General features: G+C 75.1%; 15 protein-coding genes. All 15 read right to left on the reverse strand.

Translation table 11 applies throughout. From position 1 onward, the window contains the following. Nucleotides 1-3 precede the first annotated feature (3 nt). Nucleotides 4-366, reverse strand: coding sequence for a hypothetical protein (locus ACZ7OH_RS30630; RefSeq protein WP_470283985.1), 363 nt, complete (start codon nucleotides 364-366; stop codon nucleotides 4-6). Then, entirely contained in the window at nucleotides 366-980 is a 615-nt protein-coding gene (locus ACZ7OH_RS30635) for a hypothetical protein (protein WP_470283986.1), read from the reverse strand. The genes ACZ7OH_RS30630 and ACZ7OH_RS30635 overlap by 1 nt, the downstream gene beginning before the upstream one ends. Further along, nucleotides 977-2,404: a hypothetical protein gene (locus tag ACZ7OH_RS30640; protein ID WP_470283987.1), complete on the reverse strand. Its 1,428-nt coding sequence runs from the start codon at nucleotides 2,402-2,404 to the stop codon at nucleotides 977-979. Before ACZ7OH_RS30640 ends, ACZ7OH_RS30635 begins: the two co-directional genes overlap by 4 nt. Before the next feature lie 15 nt (nucleotides 2,405-2,419). Next, nucleotides 2,420-2,968, reverse strand: coding sequence for a hypothetical protein (locus ACZ7OH_RS30645; RefSeq protein ID WP_470283988.1), 549 nt, complete (start codon nucleotides 2,966-2,968; stop codon nucleotides 2,420-2,422). A gap of 11 nt (nucleotides 2,969-2,979) precedes the next feature. Further along, nucleotides 2,980-3,471, reverse strand: coding sequence for a hypothetical protein (locus ACZ7OH_RS30650; protein WP_470283989.1), 492 nt, complete (start codon nucleotides 3,469-3,471; stop codon nucleotides 2,980-2,982). Then, the gene (locus tag ACZ7OH_RS30655; protein ID WP_470283990.1) at nucleotides 3,468-3,971 is read right to left on the reverse strand and encodes a hypothetical protein; all 504 of its coding nucleotides are present in this window, start codon (nucleotides 3,969-3,971) and stop codon (nucleotides 3,468-3,470) included. Before ACZ7OH_RS30655 ends, ACZ7OH_RS30650 begins: the two co-directional genes overlap by 4 nt. Continuing rightward, a complete protein-coding gene (locus tag ACZ7OH_RS30660) occupies nucleotides 3,968-5,212 on the reverse strand; it encodes a hypothetical protein (protein ID WP_470283991.1) in 1,245 nt (414 codons plus the stop codon). Before ACZ7OH_RS30660 ends, ACZ7OH_RS30655 begins: the two co-directional genes overlap by 4 nt. Beyond that, complete coding sequence (locus ACZ7OH_RS30665) at nucleotides 5,209-7,857, reverse strand: hypothetical protein (protein ID WP_470283992.1); 2,649 nt, start codon at nucleotides 7,855-7,857, stop codon at nucleotides 5,209-5,211. The genes ACZ7OH_RS30660 and ACZ7OH_RS30665 overlap by 4 nt, the downstream gene beginning before the upstream one ends. Beyond that, the gene (locus ACZ7OH_RS30670; RefSeq protein ID WP_470283993.1) at nucleotides 7,854-8,480 is read right to left on the reverse strand and encodes a hypothetical protein; all 627 of its coding nucleotides are present in this window, start codon (nucleotides 8,478-8,480) and stop codon (nucleotides 7,854-7,856) included. The genes ACZ7OH_RS30665 and ACZ7OH_RS30670 overlap by 4 nt, the downstream gene beginning before the upstream one ends. Before the next feature lie 19 nt (nucleotides 8,481-8,499). Further along, the gene (locus ACZ7OH_RS30675; protein WP_470283994.1) at nucleotides 8,500-9,696 is read right to left on the reverse strand and encodes a hypothetical protein; all 1,197 of its coding nucleotides are present in this window, start codon (nucleotides 9,694-9,696) and stop codon (nucleotides 8,500-8,502) included. A gap of 59 nt (nucleotides 9,697-9,755) precedes the next feature. Beyond that, nucleotides 9,756-10,508, reverse strand: coding sequence for a hypothetical protein (locus ACZ7OH_RS30680; RefSeq protein WP_470283995.1), 753 nt, complete (start codon nucleotides 10,506-10,508; stop codon nucleotides 9,756-9,758). A gap of 27 nt (nucleotides 10,509-10,535) precedes the next feature. Beyond that, complete coding sequence (locus ACZ7OH_RS30685) at nucleotides 10,536-13,319, reverse strand: AAA family ATPase (RefSeq protein WP_470283996.1); 2,784 nt, start codon at nucleotides 13,317-13,319, stop codon at nucleotides 10,536-10,538. Between the two features lie 190 nt (nucleotides 13,320-13,509). Then, a complete protein-coding gene (locus ACZ7OH_RS30690) occupies nucleotides 13,510-14,106 on the reverse strand; it encodes a DUF5947 family protein (protein WP_470283997.1) in 597 nt (198 codons plus the stop codon). Beyond that, nucleotides 14,103-14,543, reverse strand: a complete 441-nt coding sequence (locus tag ACZ7OH_RS30695; protein WP_470283998.1) for a NifU family protein — start codon at nucleotides 14,541-14,543, stop codon at nucleotides 14,103-14,105. The genes ACZ7OH_RS30690 and ACZ7OH_RS30695 overlap by 4 nt, the downstream gene beginning before the upstream one ends. Then, a complete protein-coding gene (locus ACZ7OH_RS30700; RefSeq protein WP_470283999.1) occupies nucleotides 14,540-15,559 on the reverse strand; it encodes an NADH-quinone oxidoreductase subunit B family protein in 1,020 nt (339 codons plus the stop codon). The genes ACZ7OH_RS30695 and ACZ7OH_RS30700 overlap by 4 nt, the downstream gene beginning before the upstream one ends. Nucleotides 15,560-15,607 lie beyond the last annotated feature (48 nt).

The following is a 15,607-nucleotide window of genomic DNA, read 5'->3' on the forward strand; positions in this document are numbered from 1 at the left end:
CCTTCACGAAGCGGTGAGCTTGTCCTGGCCCGCGGCGACCGCGACGGTCTTCGCCGGGTCCGGCGGCGGGGTGAACGGAGGGTTTTCGGTGGTGGCCAGCAAGGAGTCGAGCAGCACGGGAGCGCTGTCGACGGTGAGCTTCCGCGCCGCCCCCGCGTTGGGCTCGGGAGCCGAGGTCGTCTGGCACGGCTTGGGCGGGCCGCCCTGCGGGAACGAGCACCCCGCATACGGCGCCGCCGTCGCGGAGTCGGAGAACAGCAGCACGGCCTTCTTGCCGACCGTGAGCTTGCCTTCGGTGGTCGCCGGCGTGCGGACTCCCGAGTGGGAACACGTGAACTCGCCGGCGATCGTGACGGGGAAGGCCATCAGCTCACGTCCATCGTTCCGCCGGCCAGCGCGACCCGGACGTCCTTGGCCTTGAAGTCGATCTGCCCGTCGCCCGCGTCGAACGTGATCGACGAGCCGGTGATCGTCACGCTCCCGTCGGCCCGCAGCAGGATCCGCGCCGGCGTCCCGGACTCGGGCTTGGTCTCGATCACCACGCTGCCCACCGGACTGGCCGACGCCGGGTCCGGCCGTTCCGGGACCTTCGTCAGGTGGGCGGGGTCGTCGACGACGCGCAGCACGAACCGCGCCGTCTCGATGACGCGGTTGCCCACGGCGTCGATCAGGTCGTGCGCCGCGGGGCCGTCCGGCGGCTGCTGGTCCACTTCGGACGGTCGGCCGCCGTCGCGCGGCAGGTGCTCGGTGGCCACGGCGTTCGCGGGCAGCGCCAGCCAGTAGTCGCCCGGCTGGGCCGCGGGGCCCGCGTTCACCGCCCACAGCGCCCCGACGTCGACGTACTCCCCCGGCCCGCCCGCGCCGTCGACCAGCAGCACCCGGGTCGCCGGGTAGCGCGGCAGCACGAGGCCGAAGTTCCCCCACGCGAACGGGGTCGTGTAAGGCACCCGGTGCGCCTCCGCGGGCAGCTCCTGGGTCACCCTGGCCCGCTGCGCGGCGCTGCCCGAGCCGTCACCCGGGTCCCGCGACACCCAGAAGTCGCTGGTGTGCCGGGTTTCCGTGGCGCCGGCGGCCACGTGGTCGTGGAGAGGCCGACGTGCGAGCGCGCCCGCTGCGCGACCCCGGCGGTGAGGGTGGCCGTCGCGCTGCGGAGGCTGACGGCGAAGGCCTGCGCCGGGTCCGCGGCCGGCTCGCCGATCGGCGGCACCGCCCGGGCTTCCGGTGCCGGGGTGACGCCGCCGACGTCCCACCCGTCGTCGCCGTCGGCCAGCACGAACGCCTTCGCGACGGTGATGAAGCCTTCTTCGCGCGAGATCCGGTGGGTGACCTCGGTGATCCGGCAGCGCACCGGCGTCGGGTCGGGGGCGAGGTCGCCGAAGGGCCGCGTGTTCAGCGAGCCGAGCAGGGTCGCGCCGATGCTCGGCGGCTCGACCTGCGGGAAGTCTTCCGGCGGCAGCTCGACGACGAGCGTGTCGCCGGGCTTGAGGTCCGGCCGGCCGAGGGTGGTCACCGACAGCGTCAGCCGGGACAGCGGCGCGCCCGGCCGGTCCCCCGCCGCCTGCTCCCGCGCGCGGGGGGACCCACGCTCGATCGCGAGCAGGCCGCTGTCGTCGTCGAGGTGGCGCTCGTTCGGCAGCCGCGGTCCCGCGGCGCCGGCCCACACCCCGACGTGCAGGACGCCGTTGCGGATCAGGGCGAGCGGCTGGCCGTGGAGCCGCAGCAGCTTGCGTGCCTGGTCCTCCAGCACGCCCGTCAGCGCCTGCAGGCAGGTGCCGTGCTGGACGGGGACCTTCACCGGGGCGAGGATCCCGGGCGGCGGCTGGAAGTCCGCCAAGCCGTAGTCCTGGACCAGCCGCACCCCGGCCTGCTGCGCGATCGCCCGCACCGCGTCCCGCAGCCCCGGCTGGGGCACGGGCACGACGGCTGCGTCCGACAGCTGGGCCGTCACCAGCTCGCGCCCGCTCACCACCACTTCGAAGCGGCGGGCGCCCGAGCGGCGCCAGAGCCGGTCCACGCGCAGGACGGCGACGAGGCTCAGCGGCGGCGGGTCCGGGGTGATCGCCCCGAGCGGGTGGTCGAGCCCGGTGAAGCGGGCGAGGTCGCCGGCCAGGCCGGTCGGGGAATCCTTCCACCACAGGTACAAGGACGCGGTCAGGTGCCGGTCGCCGTGGACGTGGATCTTCCCGTAGTCCGCGTCGGTCATGCCTTCGAACACGACCTCGTACGCGCCGCCGGTGAGGTCGGCGGGCATGACGGCGGACACCGAACCGGCGTAGGTCTCGCTGCCGATCGTGGCCAGCGGGGTCGCGGTCTTCTCTTCGGAGAACACGACCGCCCAGGCGGGCACCGTGCCCGGCGTGACGTCGGGTCCGTCGGCGGTCGCGTTCGCGGTGGCGATGGTCATCGGTGACCTCCTTCCTCAGGTGTTCAGGTCGGGGATGCCGGGGTCGCCGGCCGGACGCGGCGGGCCGGTGTCGGGCGCGGGCCCGAGGTCCCGCCAGCGCAGCGCGAGCCGGCTGGTGAACTGCCCGGGGCTGCGCAGCGTGCCGATCGTGACGACCAGCAGGTCGACGGTGACCTCGACGACCGCGACCGCGCCGAGGCGCAGCGCGACCGGCACGCCGGCCACCACGGGGACCGTCTCGCCGATCACCCCGTCGGAGAGCAGGGTCAGGCGGGGCCACGCGGCGCCGGGATCCCGGGCGGCCGCCGGATCGCCGGCGACCCGGGTGTCGAAGACGACGGCCTGCGGGTCGGCGGCCAGGACGCTCCGGGCCACCCCGAGCGGGACGGCCAGCACGAGACCGCGCGCGCCGTCGAGGTCCACCCGGACCGGCAGGCCGGCGGTGAGCTCTTGCTTGAGCACCCGGGGTGCGGCGGGGCCGCTCGCCGGCACGGCGGGTCCCGGCAGCGGTGGTACCTCGAACGGCGGCCGGCCGAGCAGGCCCGGCAGTGCGGGAAAGGTCATCGTCGCCATCCTCAGATCGGCAGCGCGTCGGTCAGGGCGCCGACCCCGACGGAGGCGACTTCGAGCAGCTTGGCGAGGCTGCCCGGCCGGGGCAGGTGGATCAGCTGCATGGACACGTCGATCGCGTCGCGCCGGCCGGCCGCCTGGGTGAAGGTGAGCGACTGGACGGCGAGGTCGGTGCGGATCGTGGCCGCGGTGATCAGCACCAGGCCGCCGACGGCGTTCTTGGTCAGCCGCGACAGCGCGGTGCCCTGCCGCCCGGACTCGGCCAGGTTCTCCAGCGCGACCTTCCACGCGAACCGCGACGGGCCGAGCAGCACGGCGCTGAAGCTCAGCGTGTCGTCGTGGGTGACGACCGCGACCCGCCGCCGGCTGCCGCCGATCTGCGGCACGAAGTAGGTCGAAGCGATGGACAGCTGGGTGATGGCCCAGAGCGGAACCGGCACGATCCCGTCGGACAGGATGGCGCTCGGCGTGTGCAGGCCGGGTTCGTAGCCGCTCACGGGGCACTCCCTTCGGGCAGTTCGATGCGGCGCTCCGGTGGGTGGGGACCGGGCTCTCCGAGGTTCTTGAAGGCGAGGTACTTCCCCGCCGCGCCGGTCAGCCAGGACAGCTCGCCACCGGCGTTGGTGACGACCCGGCCGACGCCCTTGCGGGCGAGGATCTTGGTGATCCGGCGCTGCACGGCATCGGTGGTGATGTCATCCCGTCGCGGCAGCCGCGCGGTGTACGCGCTCACCTCGGCCGAGGCCTCCTGGGCCCGGCGGATCGCGTCGGCGAGCTTGGGCGGCAACGGGACGTCGTCGCGCTGGAGCCAGGTCCCGAACTCGGCGACGTCGGCGGCCATGTTGTCGCCGATGTTGTCGAGGAGGCTGCTGACCTCGCCCAGGCCGCGGCTGGACAACGCCTTGTTGTCGCCGAACCAGACCTCGCCGGTCCGCGTGTCCACCGCCACGAAGTCGGTCCCGCCGACCGTGACGCCCAAGTCGGGGACCTTGATCACCCAGGCGTCGTCGGCGAGCTGGAAGGCCGCGGTGAGCTCGCCGACAGGCCGCGCACGTGCGAGCGGGCCAGCGCCCGCGCGTACCGCTCCAGGGTGGCGACAGGCTTGCCCTCCTGCCGTTTCTCCAAGGCGTACCGCAGCCACTTCTCGGCGAGTTCGGCCAGGTGCCCGGGGCTGCGCGCGGCCAGTTCGACGACGGCCGAGCTCTGGCCCAGCCGCCGGGTGATCTCGTCCTGCGTCGGCAGCCCGATCGCGGTCGCCGCGCGGTCGAGGACCGCGGCCCGCGTCCGGGCCTGGATGGTGCCGGTCTCGCCGGGCACGACGTCGTGCAGTGACTCCCGGTGCACCTCGTTGAGGCGGCGCACGGCGGCTTCGAGGTCGGTCCGCTCCTGCCCGGTGATGCCGTGCTCGGCGCAGAACCGGTCGATGAGCCGGCTGAGCTCCCCTTCGCTTTCCCGCAGCACGGCGAGGCGGAGGAAGTCCGGGTCGAGGACGTTGGCGCGGTTCACCAGACCCCGTTGCGGCTCCGGCAGTTCGCGGTACGCGGCGTGCACCCGCGCGGTCGTGATCTCCGCCCGGCCGGGACCCGCGCCGAAGGCGAAGTCCAGCCCCGGGTTGCGGACATCGTCGAGGGCGTCGACGACGTGCCCGATCGACTCCTCGTCCATCCCCTTCTCCGCCAACGCGCGCCGCAATGCCGCCTCCGACCGGGGTTCCTCGCGCAGCGCGGCGTCCAGCCGTTCGGGCGCGAGCGCCTGGGCTCGTTTGAAGGCCTCTTGCCGTTCCGCGGGCAACGCGCGCACGCGGGTGTCCCGCTGCCGCGCGGCGGCCGCGGGCGGCGCCGGCCGCGCGTCCGGGGAAAGCCGCTTGCCCGGCCGGTTCGGCCGGTCGCGCGCCCAGCTCTGCGGATCCGCGAGCGCCAGGATCTCCTCGGCCAGCGCCGCCTCGAGGTCCCGCAGCTCCTGCAGATCCGCCTCGGCCACCGGCCCTTCGAAGAACCGCTCGTAGATGTCGTGCACCCGTTCACGCAGCCGGCGCACGCTCGCCACCGCCGCCTCGAAGTCCTGGACGTACCCGAGCCCGAGGACGTCCAGCGACGACCCCACCGACTCGTCCCAGAGCTCCCGCAGGCGCTCCTCCGTCAACCGCGTGCGGCGCCGGACCTCCGCCAGGCCTTCCTGCAGCCGCGGGTGGTCGCGCAGCGCGATGTGGACCGGGTGCGTCCCGGTTCTCCCCGTCACGGCGTGCCCTGCCCGGCGCCGGCGGCGCGGGCCGCCTCGGCCATGACCGCGCGCAAGTGCTCCCGAGAGACCTCGCCGTGCGGGTCTTCGCTGACGACCGCGTCGATGAACCGCTCGATGGCCGACGACAGCACGAGGTTCAGCACGTACCCCTTGACCGCTTCGTGCAGGAAGGCGCTCAGCAGGTCTTCGGCGGTGACGAGAGCGAACACCTGCGCCGCCTCGGCCTTGGCCAGCCGGATCGCGGCGATGGCCGCGGCCCGCCGTTCGGCACCCGGCAACGCCAGCCGCGCGACCCCGGAAAGCCCGCGGACCGCCGGTTTCACCAGCGGGAGGAACGCGATCGCGGCACCGATCCAGGCCGACCACAGCTCGGCCTCCGCCTGGGCCCGGGTGATGATCTCGTCTCCGCCGAGCAGCGCCCGCTGGATCCCGCGGTGCTCGTAGGCGGTCGCCAGGGCGCTGATGGCCTGCCCGGCGCCGGTCAGGAACGCCGCCGGCGGGCAGAACACCGCCAGGAACGTGAGGCCCGCGAAGTTGAAGAACTCCGCCAGCTCGGCCTTCCCCAGTTCGGCGTCCGCGAGGGCGTGCAGGGCGTCGACGTACACGGCTTCGTAGTCGAACATCGGGCGCAGGCGCAGGTCGGCCTTCCGGTGGATGCCGGTCAGCCGGGCGCCGATCTCGTCCGAGCGGTCCTCGGTGAAGCTCGCCAGGCCGAAGGCGATCGAGCGGTCCTGGCGCACCCGCGCCGTCCGCTCGACGTTCTCGCGCCGGACTTCCGCGAGGACGGCGGAGAACTCGGCGTCCACCGCTTCGGTGACGGCGTCGCCCTGCTGCTCGCTGCGCGCGTCGTCGCGGCGCTGCGCGTCCTTGAGCCGGGTCACGACGTCCGAGAGGTCCTTGATCTTCTCGAGGAAGGGGTCGATGAGGAACGCCTCCTGGCGGGCGCTGCCGATCGCCAGCGCCAGCTGGTCGTCGTTCCACCAGTGGCCGTGCGCGTCCTTGGCCCAGTACTTGCCGTCGAACAAGACCACCGCGCCGGCCGGCCGGCTCGCCGACGCGGCGTCGTGGAGGGCGGCCACGACCTCGGCGCTCGCCTCGCGCCAGCCGGACCGGACGAGGTTCGGGGCGCGCCAGGAGAGCGCGGGGTCGCGGTCGCGGGCCCGCGCGGCCCCGATGCGGCGGCGCAGGTCCTCCAGCTCGACGCTGCGCGAGAGGACGATCACCAGCAGCGTGCGGGTGAACCGCATGTACTGGGGGAAGTTCGTGCGGTCGAGCCGGCGGTCCAGCTCGAGCAGGCTCTGCTCCAGCACTTCGAGCAGGACGTCCTGGCAAGCCGACGCGAACAGCTGGGCGACGGTGTCCCGCCGCACGCGGAAGAAGAGCTGGTGGAAGTGGAACGCCCACTGTCCACTGTGGCCGGCCACCGGGCACCGCAGGGTCTGCGCGCGGTCGCGGGAGTACATCGCGTCGACGTAGGCCGCGGCGAGGTTCGTGGCGAGCACGGTCGCCTGGGCCAGCCGGCGCAGCTCCGCCTGCCGGGCCCGGGTGCCGCCCCCGAGGACGCCGAGCCGCTCGCTCCGGCGGCCGATCTCCTGCGTGGCGACGAGGACGAACGAGCCGACGTAGTCGCCTTCCGGCATCTCGAGCCGCGCGGCGATGTCGCGGATCAAGGCGGCGAAGTGGTCGCGGTCGGCCGCCCAGTCGTCCAAGGGGGGCTCACCGAGGTACGGCTTGCCGAGCTCGGCTTCGCCGTCGGAAGTGACGTCGAGCGGCGCGCAGTCCTTGCCGTATCCGACGGGCCGGACCTCTTCGGTGAGCACCGCGACCGGGAGCGTCCCGGCCGTGAGCCCCGCCGGTCCGCGGTACCAGCCGACGCGGGTCGCCCCGTTGAGGAACTCGTACCACGCGCCGCCGCCGGTGAACGGGAACTTCCTGGCCGCGGCCAGCGCCCGGTCGGCCAGTTCCCGGGCGGCCACCGACTTCCGCAGCCACGCGAGGTCTTCCGTGATCAGTTCGGCCAATACCGCGTGCCACTGCGCTTCGGTGGTGAACCGGCGCCAGAACCGCAACCCGTCGGCGGCGAGGCCACCGGCCGGCCGCTCGCCGCTGCCGTCCCGGGTGAACGCGGTGAAGGGCCCGCCGGCCCGCACCAGGGGCGGCCCGTCCGGCGTGGTGAACTCCACGACCCACTGCCGGGGGTGGCCGTTCAGCCGGGCGATGACGAGCAGTTCGCTCGGCGGCGCACCGCCGTAGAAGGCCACGACCGCGCCCCAGACCTCGGCCTCGTCGGCGAAGTCCCGGAGCCGCAGCTTCCTCGGCGTGTGCGCCGGCGCCTTCACGGCCGGACCGCCCGCGGTCGCGGCCCGCAAGCGGGTGGTGGCCGCGTGGAGACCGGTCCGGGTCGCGACGGCCAGGCCGGTGGCCAGTGCCGGCGGCAGCGGGTCGCCGGTGAAGCGGACCGTCGTCGCGGGCGGGCCGCCGTCCCAGTTCCCGTCGCGGACCGCGGGCACCCGGCGGGCCCGTTCGGCCGCGCGGGAGGTGGCCTGCTCGGTCGCGTCGCGCAGCAGCCCGGCCAGCGTCTCCGGCGGCCGGGCCGGATCGACGTCGAGCCGGATCCGGACCGGGATGCGCACGGTCGTCATGCCAGTCCCTCCAATGCCGCGGTCAGCCGGTGGATGGTGGTGTCGGCCAGCAGGTCCGGCCGCTCGGGCGAGACGAGCCGGACCTCGACCTCGACGGGGAACTCGAGGACCAGGCCGCCGGAGCGTTCGGTGGCGTACGCGCCCGTCTCGTCCCACCAGTCCCCGGCGGGCGGCAGCAGCGGGCCGGACGTCTTGGCGCCGCCGGCGTCGGTCGCGTCGACCTGCATGGAGAAGCCGGAGAACGTCGCCTGCGGCGCACCGAGCACGGTGGCCGCCGTCGGCGAGGCGCTCGTGATGACGCACCGGCTGAGCACGATCGTGGAGAACGACCAGTCGTCGCCGGAGCGCTCCTGCATCGAGATGCTGAACTCGGTCGCGTTGAGCGCCAGCGCGGTCAGCTGGGCGGTGGCCGGGCCGATCGCGTTGACCGTCATCGAAAAGGTCAGCGCGTAGGGCTGGGTCACCACGCCGACGTGCGTGCGTTCGATGCTGTGCAACGGCTCGGCCGTCGTGGCGAACGTCGGGGTGAACGACTGGATCGGCGAGATCTCGTGGTCGGCACCCTTGTCGTCGGTGTAGTGCACGGCGAGGCGGGTGTTCCAGCTGGTTTCGGGACTCGACATCGTGGCTCCTGGTCAGGGCTCAGAACTGGGGGGCGAGGGTCACGTTGAGCCGGTGCACCGCGGGCCCGTACGTGACGCTGATGAGGACGGACACCTGCCGCGTCTGGCGGGCGCTGACCACCTGGGCCTGCTCGGCGGTGCTGCGGGCGCTTTCCGGCAGCGCGAGGATCGGCAGCAGCGGGATGGTGACGGAGAAGTCGTCGATCACCGCGCCGAGCTGCAGCGGGCCGAGGATCCCCTCGACCCGGACCCGCACGGCGGTGAGGCCGGCCTTGGTGATCCGGGCGTCCCCCACCGTGCCGATCAGCCCGGCCCGCAGCCGGAACTCGAGGTCGTCGAGCACCCGGCAGACGTCGACGTAGTTGCGGGCCGGGTCGGCGGAGAACGTGCCGCCGTCGGCCAGGAACAGCCCGGCGCCGGGCACGAGCGCCGGGTCGATCAGCGGGATCACGCCCTGGCTCGCCAGGCCGGTGACCTCGGCGGGCACGTACTGCTGGGTGATCGGCACGGTGAAGCCGCGCACCTGCTTGAGCACGACGCTGGTGGCCGGGGCCTGGCCGGCGATCGCGCCCATCACGGCCGCGGCGGCGTCGGCCACCGGGTTCGGGCTCGCCGCCTCGTCGGTGGTCGCGCCCCGCGCGGCGACGAGGATCATCCGGCCGGTCGCGCTCTTCAAGGCGCCGTAGGAGTTCGTCGCCAGCACGGTGTCCACATAGGTCGCGGTGCGGGCGATGGCCGGGTCGATCATCGCCACGGCCATCCGCCGGTTCCCCGCCGCCGACATGGTTTCCACGTGCTCGGCCAGCGCGCGCAGCCCGGTCGCCGGGGTGCCGCCGCTGGTCGCCGCGCCGACCGCGACCTCCCCCGCGAGGCAGACGAACGTGACGTCGTCCGCGGCTTCGAGGCCGGCGAGCGCGGCCGCGTAGTTCCCGGCGGCCGGCGTGCGGACGCCGTAGACCTTGCTGGGCCGGGGGTCCTGGGCGAGCACCAGGTCGAGGCTGCGGCTCAGCGGGGTCGCCGCGCCGGCCTTGCCGAAGAGGGCGAGCGCGTCGTCGTGGCCGGTGATCACCAGCGGCGTCGACACGGGCGCGGCGGCGCCGTCGGCGTTGCCCACCACGGCGACCACGCCGGGCGAGCGTTGCGCGGCCGGGACCAGCGCGCTGGTGTCGATGATGACGTCGACAAAGGGGAATGCCGGTTGCACGAGCGTGGCCATACCGATCTCCGTACTGGGTCGCGACGAGGTCGATGCGCGCTTGGCGCGGGACTTGGTGGTCATGTGGGCTCCGTGGTGGTGATGACGGCGACGCCCTGGCCGGCGAGCCAGCTCCGCGCGGCGCGCAGCCGGTCCGCCCGCTGCTGCTGCGGCGTCGTGTCGTCCGCCGCTCCCGGCCAGCCGGGGTCGTCGAACGTCGATTCGGGCACGACCCAGCAGACGAGGCGCTCGAACCGGCGGACCGGGACACCGGCCGGGAGGACGGCGACCGGGTACCGGCCCGCGCCGAGCCGGGCCGCCGTCGTCGCCCGCAGCAGGTCCCGGGGGGACGGGGCCTCGCCGGCGGCGAGGAATGCCACGAGAACGGGCAGCGGCACCGGAACCGGCGCGGGGTCTGCTTCCGGTGGGCTCATCCGCACCGTCGCGTCGAGCGCGACCGGACTGTCCACACCGGACTGATCGGCGGTGACGGCGACGACGGTCCCGTCCAGGACCGCCGTGCGCACCACGACGGCACCCGCCCAGACCGCGTCGGCCGCGAAGGGCGGGACTCCCCCGGTGTCCCAGGACGCGGCGACCTCCCACGGCACCGGCTCGCCGGTGCGCCGGAACTGGGCCATCGCCGTCGCCCGGGCGTCGAGCGGCACGGCGACGTCGAAGCGGTCGAACACCGCCGTCACCGGCTCGGTCACCACCGCCGGGTCGAGTTCGTAGGCCACCACGGCGATCGCGAGCAGCGCGTCGGCGGTCAGCACCGCCGCCCGCGCCACCGGATCGGCGAGCCGTACCACCGTCTCACTGGCGACGTCCATGCCCTCACCCCCGCGGTTTCCTCGCTGTCACCCGAACTCTGCCCGCCGCGGACCACCGGCGGCATCGGGTGACTCCCTCGACTGCGGCGCGCGCTCGGCCGGGAGCCCGCTGTGGTCACCCCGCGCGTTCAGCGCGTTCGCGAGCTGCGTGCGGGAGTGGACGCCGAGCTTGCGGTAGACCTGCGTCAGGTGGGCTTCCACGGTTTTGCGGGACAGGAACAGCATTTCGGCCGCCTCGGCGTTGTTGTGCCCGGCCGCCACGAGACTCGCGATGCGCAGCTGCTGCGGGGTCAGGACGTCCGTCGCGAGCGGCCCGGGTTTCGCGCCCGGGTGGTCGCCGGCGGCGGACAGCTCGGCGGCCGCGCGTTCGGCCCAGACCTCGGCACCGAGGCCCTCGAACACCTCCGCCGCCTGGCGCAGGGCCGGCCGCGCGGCCACGGGCCGGCGCAACCGCCGGAGCACTTCTCCTTCGCAGAGCAGGGTTCTGGCGAATTCGAACGGGGCCGTCCGGACGTCGCCCGCGTCGCGGGCCGTCGCGAAGGCGGCCGTCGCCTCCGCCAGGTCCGCGGCCAGCAGGCCCCGGCACCGCCACGCGGCCGCCAGCTGACCCCGCAGTGCCGCTCCCGCCGCCCGTTCTTCCAGCCAGGCGAGGACTTCCCTTGCGCGGCCGGGGTTCCCGGCCCGGATGTGGGCTTCGGCGAGGTCGGCCGCGAACGGCACCACGGCCGGGTTGCCGACGCCGCCGGCTTCGGCGTGCGACCACGCCGCTTCCAGCGGTTCCAGCGCCGCGCCCGGTTCGCCCGCGCTCAGGGCGGCGAGCCCCCGCACGGCCGGTTCCAGCAGGAGGCGCAGGTCGACGCCGAGCGGGCCGGCCTCCTTGCGGCTGCGGGCCAGCAGTTCCGCGCACCGGTCCGGCCGGCCGCGCACCGCTTCCAGCCGGGCGAGGGTGAGCAGCCCGAACGCGATCACGCCGTTCGGCGGGGTGCGGCCCGCGACGGCGATCGACTCGACGGCGTCGGCGGAGGCGGCCGCCCAGCCGCCGGTGCGGAAGCCGAGGTCCCCGCGGACGGCCAGCGCGACGGCGAGCAGGGCCGGCGCGTGGCCGCGGCGCAGCCGGCAGAGCGCGGCGTTGATCGCCGTCCGGGCCGGGTCCGGCCGTTCCGACCACAGTTCCGCCAGCGCCAGCCAGACCAGCGCGGCCGGGTCGCCGACCGACTCGGGCGGCGGCAGCTCGCCGCCGGGCAGGCCGTGCATCACGCGGGCGGCCGCGGCCGCCGGTCGCGCCCGGACCGGGAGGGGGACGCCGGCCAGCGACTCGGCTTCGGTGACGGCCACGCACGCCAGGCGCGCCTCCCCCAGCGCCAGCGCGGGTCCGGTCGCCGCGCACAGCAGGTCCGCCGCCCGCTCCGGGTCCCGTCGGGCGAGCCACGCGGCCGCGCCGGCCAGTTCGTCGAACGCCTGGCGGTGCCGCCCGGCGAGCCCCAGCCCCCGCGCGCTGCGCCCGGCGGCCGCGGCGAGGAAGGCCGGGTCGTCGCGCAGGGACACGGCCTCGCGGCACCACGACGCCGCCTGCTCGCCGCGTCCGGCCCGCAGCGCCCCGGCCGCGGCGGCGAGCAGGCGCATCGCCCGCCGGCGCGGGTCGGCGGTCAGGTCGGCCGCGCGCCGCAGGAACCGCGCCGCGACGACGGGATCGGCGGTGCCCCTGGCCAATGCGGCCAGCCGTGCGGCGAGCTCGTCCGCCGGTCCGGTCACCGCGAACGACTGGTACCAGATCCGCTGGTCCCGGTGGGCGTGGGCGGAAAGCGCCGCGTAGACGGCTTTCCTGGCCGGCTCCGGCGCGTCGGCCAGCAGCACCGGGCCGAGCAGCGGGTACCGCAGCAGCCGGCGGCCGCCCTCGTCCGCGGTCACCAGGCCCAGCCGTTCGCCGGGCACGACGTCGCGCCCGGACAGCCCCAGCTCGGCGAGCGCGGCCTCGACGGCAGCCGGTTCGGCGGGGCCGGCGACGGCGAGGACGGCCAGCGCCCGGCGCGTCGGCCCGGACAGCCGGGCGAGCACGTCCCGCCAGGCCGGCAGCGCCGACCGGCCGACCTCGACCGCGAGGTCGGCCGCCCGGTCCGTCGTCGCCAGCCGGCGCAGTGTTTCCACGACGGCCAGGGGGTTTCCGCCGGCCACGTCCACGATCGCGTCGACGTCGTGGTCCGGGGCGAGGAAGCCGTGGACCCGGGCCAGCCGGCGGCCGTCGGCGCGGTCGAACCCGGCCAGCCGCACGGCGGGCAGGTCCGGCGGTCCGGCGCCCGCGCCCGGCTCGTCGCGCAGGGCCAGGACGAGCGCGACCCGCTCGCGGTCCAGCCGCCGCCCGAGGAACTCGAGCACCCGCCGGGACTCCGGGTCGATCCACTGCAGGTCGTCCACGAGCACCAGCACCGGCTCGCGCGCCGACGCGGCACCCAGCACGCCGAGGGCACCGGCGCAGACGGCGAGCGCGCCGGCGGCCGGGCCGTCGTCGAGGGCGAGCGCGACCTCCAGCGCGCGCCGCTGCGCCGCGGGCACCCGGCCGAACCAGCCGGTGAAGGGGGCGAGCAGCTGCGCCGCGGCGGCGTAGGGCAGCTCGGCTTCGGCCCGGCTCCCGCGCACCCGGACGACGCGGTGCGGCGAGCGGTCGGCGAGGTGCCCCAGCAGGGCGGTCTTCCCGATCCCCGGCTCCCCGACGACGACGCGCGCGGAGCCGTGGCCGCCCACCGCCCGGCCCAGCAGACCGCTTTCCCACCGCCGGCCGGCGAAGGGCGCCGGGCGCTCGTCCCCCGGTCTCACCCGCCACACCCGCCCGGCATCCGTCTTCCCCACCGCACACCCCCCGCTCGGCTCCCGTGGCGTTCGACCACGTCGTCCAGCCCGGAAGGGAGGTCCCCTCGCCACCACCCGGACGATCCGGCGACGCTCGCACGGTCCGTCGACAATCCGTCGACAGTGGGCGGGGCGGGTACTCAGGGTGCTTCGGGGGCTACGCGATGGTGCCGGACCAGCCGTTCGATCTCCAGGAACAGCTCGCGACCCGCAGGCGCATCTCGGGGCCGCCATCGGGGCCGGTCCAGTACCGGCGGACCGCGCCGAGCAGCCGGTAGCACGCGTCGACCGGGACCAGGAAGCAGTCCGTGCCGCCCTCGGTGCCGCGGACCACGATCGCCTCGAGGTCCGGTTCGGCCGCCGCCAGCAGGGGATGGCCACCGATGATGTCCGGGGGCAGGACCACCTCGGTCGCGCCCGCCGGGCCGGGCCGGAACGCCGTCACGCGCGTGCCCCGGCGTATGAAGAAGGCGAAGCGCGCGGGGATCCCGAGGCCGCACCAGTCGAGGTGCGCGGCCGGGTGGCGGGGCACGCGCAGGTAGCGCTCCGGCACCGCGCGGTAGCGCGGCTGCCCGCCGGCGCCCCGGATGACCAGCAGGAAGCACGCCCGGCACGAGCACAGCAGCCCGCGGCGGCCGGTGTCGGCCACGTGACCGTGCCGCGCGGCCACCGGCGTCCCGCACAGGTCGCACCGTTCCGGCGCCGCGAACCGGCTGCCGGCCGGCGTCTGCTCCAGTCCGATGTGGACGCTCATGACGCGCGCCCCGCCGGCGGCCCCATCCCGATCCGGTACAGCCGGACGACCCGGACGCCGGTGACGTCCGGGGCCGCGACCCGGACGGCGGCCTCGATCGCCGCCTCCGACGCGGCCGGGCACCCGTCCTCGAACTGCACCCGCACAGTCCCGGCGTCGATCCCGAGGTAGTGGGCGCCCGTCGGCGCCAGGGCCCGCCGGATCCGCGCGGCGGTGTCGAGCGGGTGCAGGTCGTGCAGCACCAGCAGGTCCGCGACGACGGCGTCCGCGGCGAGCGGTTCGAGCAGGGCCGGCGCGTGCTCGCGCAGGAGCGCCACGACCCGCGTCAAGCCTTCTCCGTACAGGTCGGTCAGCTCGCGGACGAGCTCCTCGGTGGTCCGCCGGTGCGCCCCGGCGAGCAGTGCGCCCAGAAGTGTCTCCAGCCGCGGCGCCGTCACCTATCGCCCGCCGCCCGGATCTCGCGCAGGATGCGGATCGCCGTGCCGGACACGCTGCTCGTCGCCGCCGGCACCCCGGCACCGGCCGGGTCCTCCATGAACGGCATGAACTTGTCCGGGAACCCCGGCATGGTGCAGCCGATGCAGATGCCGCCGACGTTCGGGCAGCCGCCCACGCCGTTGATCCAGCCCCGCTTGGGTACGTTGCACTGGACGACCTGGCCCCAGCAGCCCAGCTTGACCAGGCACCGCGGGGTGCCGTGCCGGTCGGCGAACTCGTCCTGCTCGTAGTACCCGGCCCGGTCGCAGCCTTCGTGCACGGTGCTGCCGAACAGCCACTTCGGCCGCAGCGCCTCGTCGACGTCGATCTCGGGCGCCCGCCCGGACACCTGGAACAGCAGGTGCAGGATGGTCTCGGAGATGTTGTCCGGCTGGGCCGGGCACCCCGGCACGCACACGATCGGCAGCCCGGCCCGCGACCGCCAGTCCCGGCCCAGGTACTCCGGCACGCCCATGGCGCCGGTCGGGTTGCCCGCCATCGCGTGCACCCCGCCGTAGCTGGCGCAGGTGCCGACGGCCAGCACCGCCAGCGCCCGGGGCGCCAGCCGGTCGAGCCACTCCGAGGCCGTCACGGGCTGGCCGGTCTCCGGGTCGGTGCCGAACCCGGACCAGTAGCCCTCGGCCTTGTTCGACTCGTCGGCGATCGACCCCTCGACGACCAGGATGAACGGGTCGAGCTCGCCGCGCGCCGCGCGGTGCCACCACGCGATGAAGCTGTCCTCGCCGCCGTCAGGCCCGCTCCGGAAATCGAGGAACGGCCAATGCATCTCCACTTCCGGCAGCCCGGGAAGCCCGCCGAGAATGATCTCTTCGATGCTCGGCTGGGTGGCCGCGGTCAACGCGACCGATTCCCCGTCGCAGCTCAGCCCGCCATTCATCCACAGAATGTGGACGCTCGGGCGCCGATTCCCGGAATCGTCCGCCGGGCCGGCGCCGCCCTGCGTGGACCTGGTCATCTCTGGACACCTTCCCGGAGGACGCTCACCGTAGACCTGTCCCGCAGC

This window comes from Amycolatopsis sp. NPDC114478 (assembly GCF_055633805.1).

Bases quoted from the DNA above. Each gene is read 5' to 3' on its own strand.
- ACZ7OH_RS30630 (WP_470283985.1), bottom strand. From the start codon at position 366: ATGGCCTTCCCCGTCACGATCGCCGGCGAGTTCACGTGTTCCCACTCG.
- ACZ7OH_RS30640 (WP_470283987.1), bottom strand. From the start codon at position 2,404: ATGACCATCGCCACCGCGAACGCGACCGCCGACGGACCCGACGTCACG.
- ACZ7OH_RS30645 (WP_470283988.1), bottom strand. From the start codon at position 2,968: ATGACCTTTCCCGCACTGCCGGGCCTGCTCGGCCGGCCGCCGTTCGAG.
- ACZ7OH_RS30665 (WP_470283992.1), bottom strand. From the start codon at position 7,857: ATGACGACCGTGCGCATCCCGGTCCGGATCCGGCTCGACGTCGATCCG.
- ACZ7OH_RS30670 (WP_470283993.1), bottom strand. From the start codon at position 8,480: ATGTCGAGTCCCGAAACCAGCTGGAACACCCGCCTCGCCGTGCACTAC.
- ACZ7OH_RS30675 (WP_470283994.1), bottom strand. From the start codon at position 9,696: ATGGCCACGCTCGTGCAACCGGCATTCCCCTTTGTCGACGTCATCATC.
- ACZ7OH_RS30680 (WP_470283995.1), bottom strand. From the start codon at position 10,508: ATGGACGTCGCCAGTGAGACGGTGGTACGGCTCGCCGATCCGGTGGCG.
- ACZ7OH_RS30690 (WP_470283997.1), bottom strand. From the start codon at position 14,106: ATGAGCGTCCACATCGGACTGGAGCAGACGCCGGCCGGCAGCCGGTTC.
- ACZ7OH_RS30700 (WP_470283999.1), bottom strand. From the start codon at position 15,559: ATGACCAGGTCCACGCAGGGCGGCGCCGGCCCGGCGGACGATTCCGGG.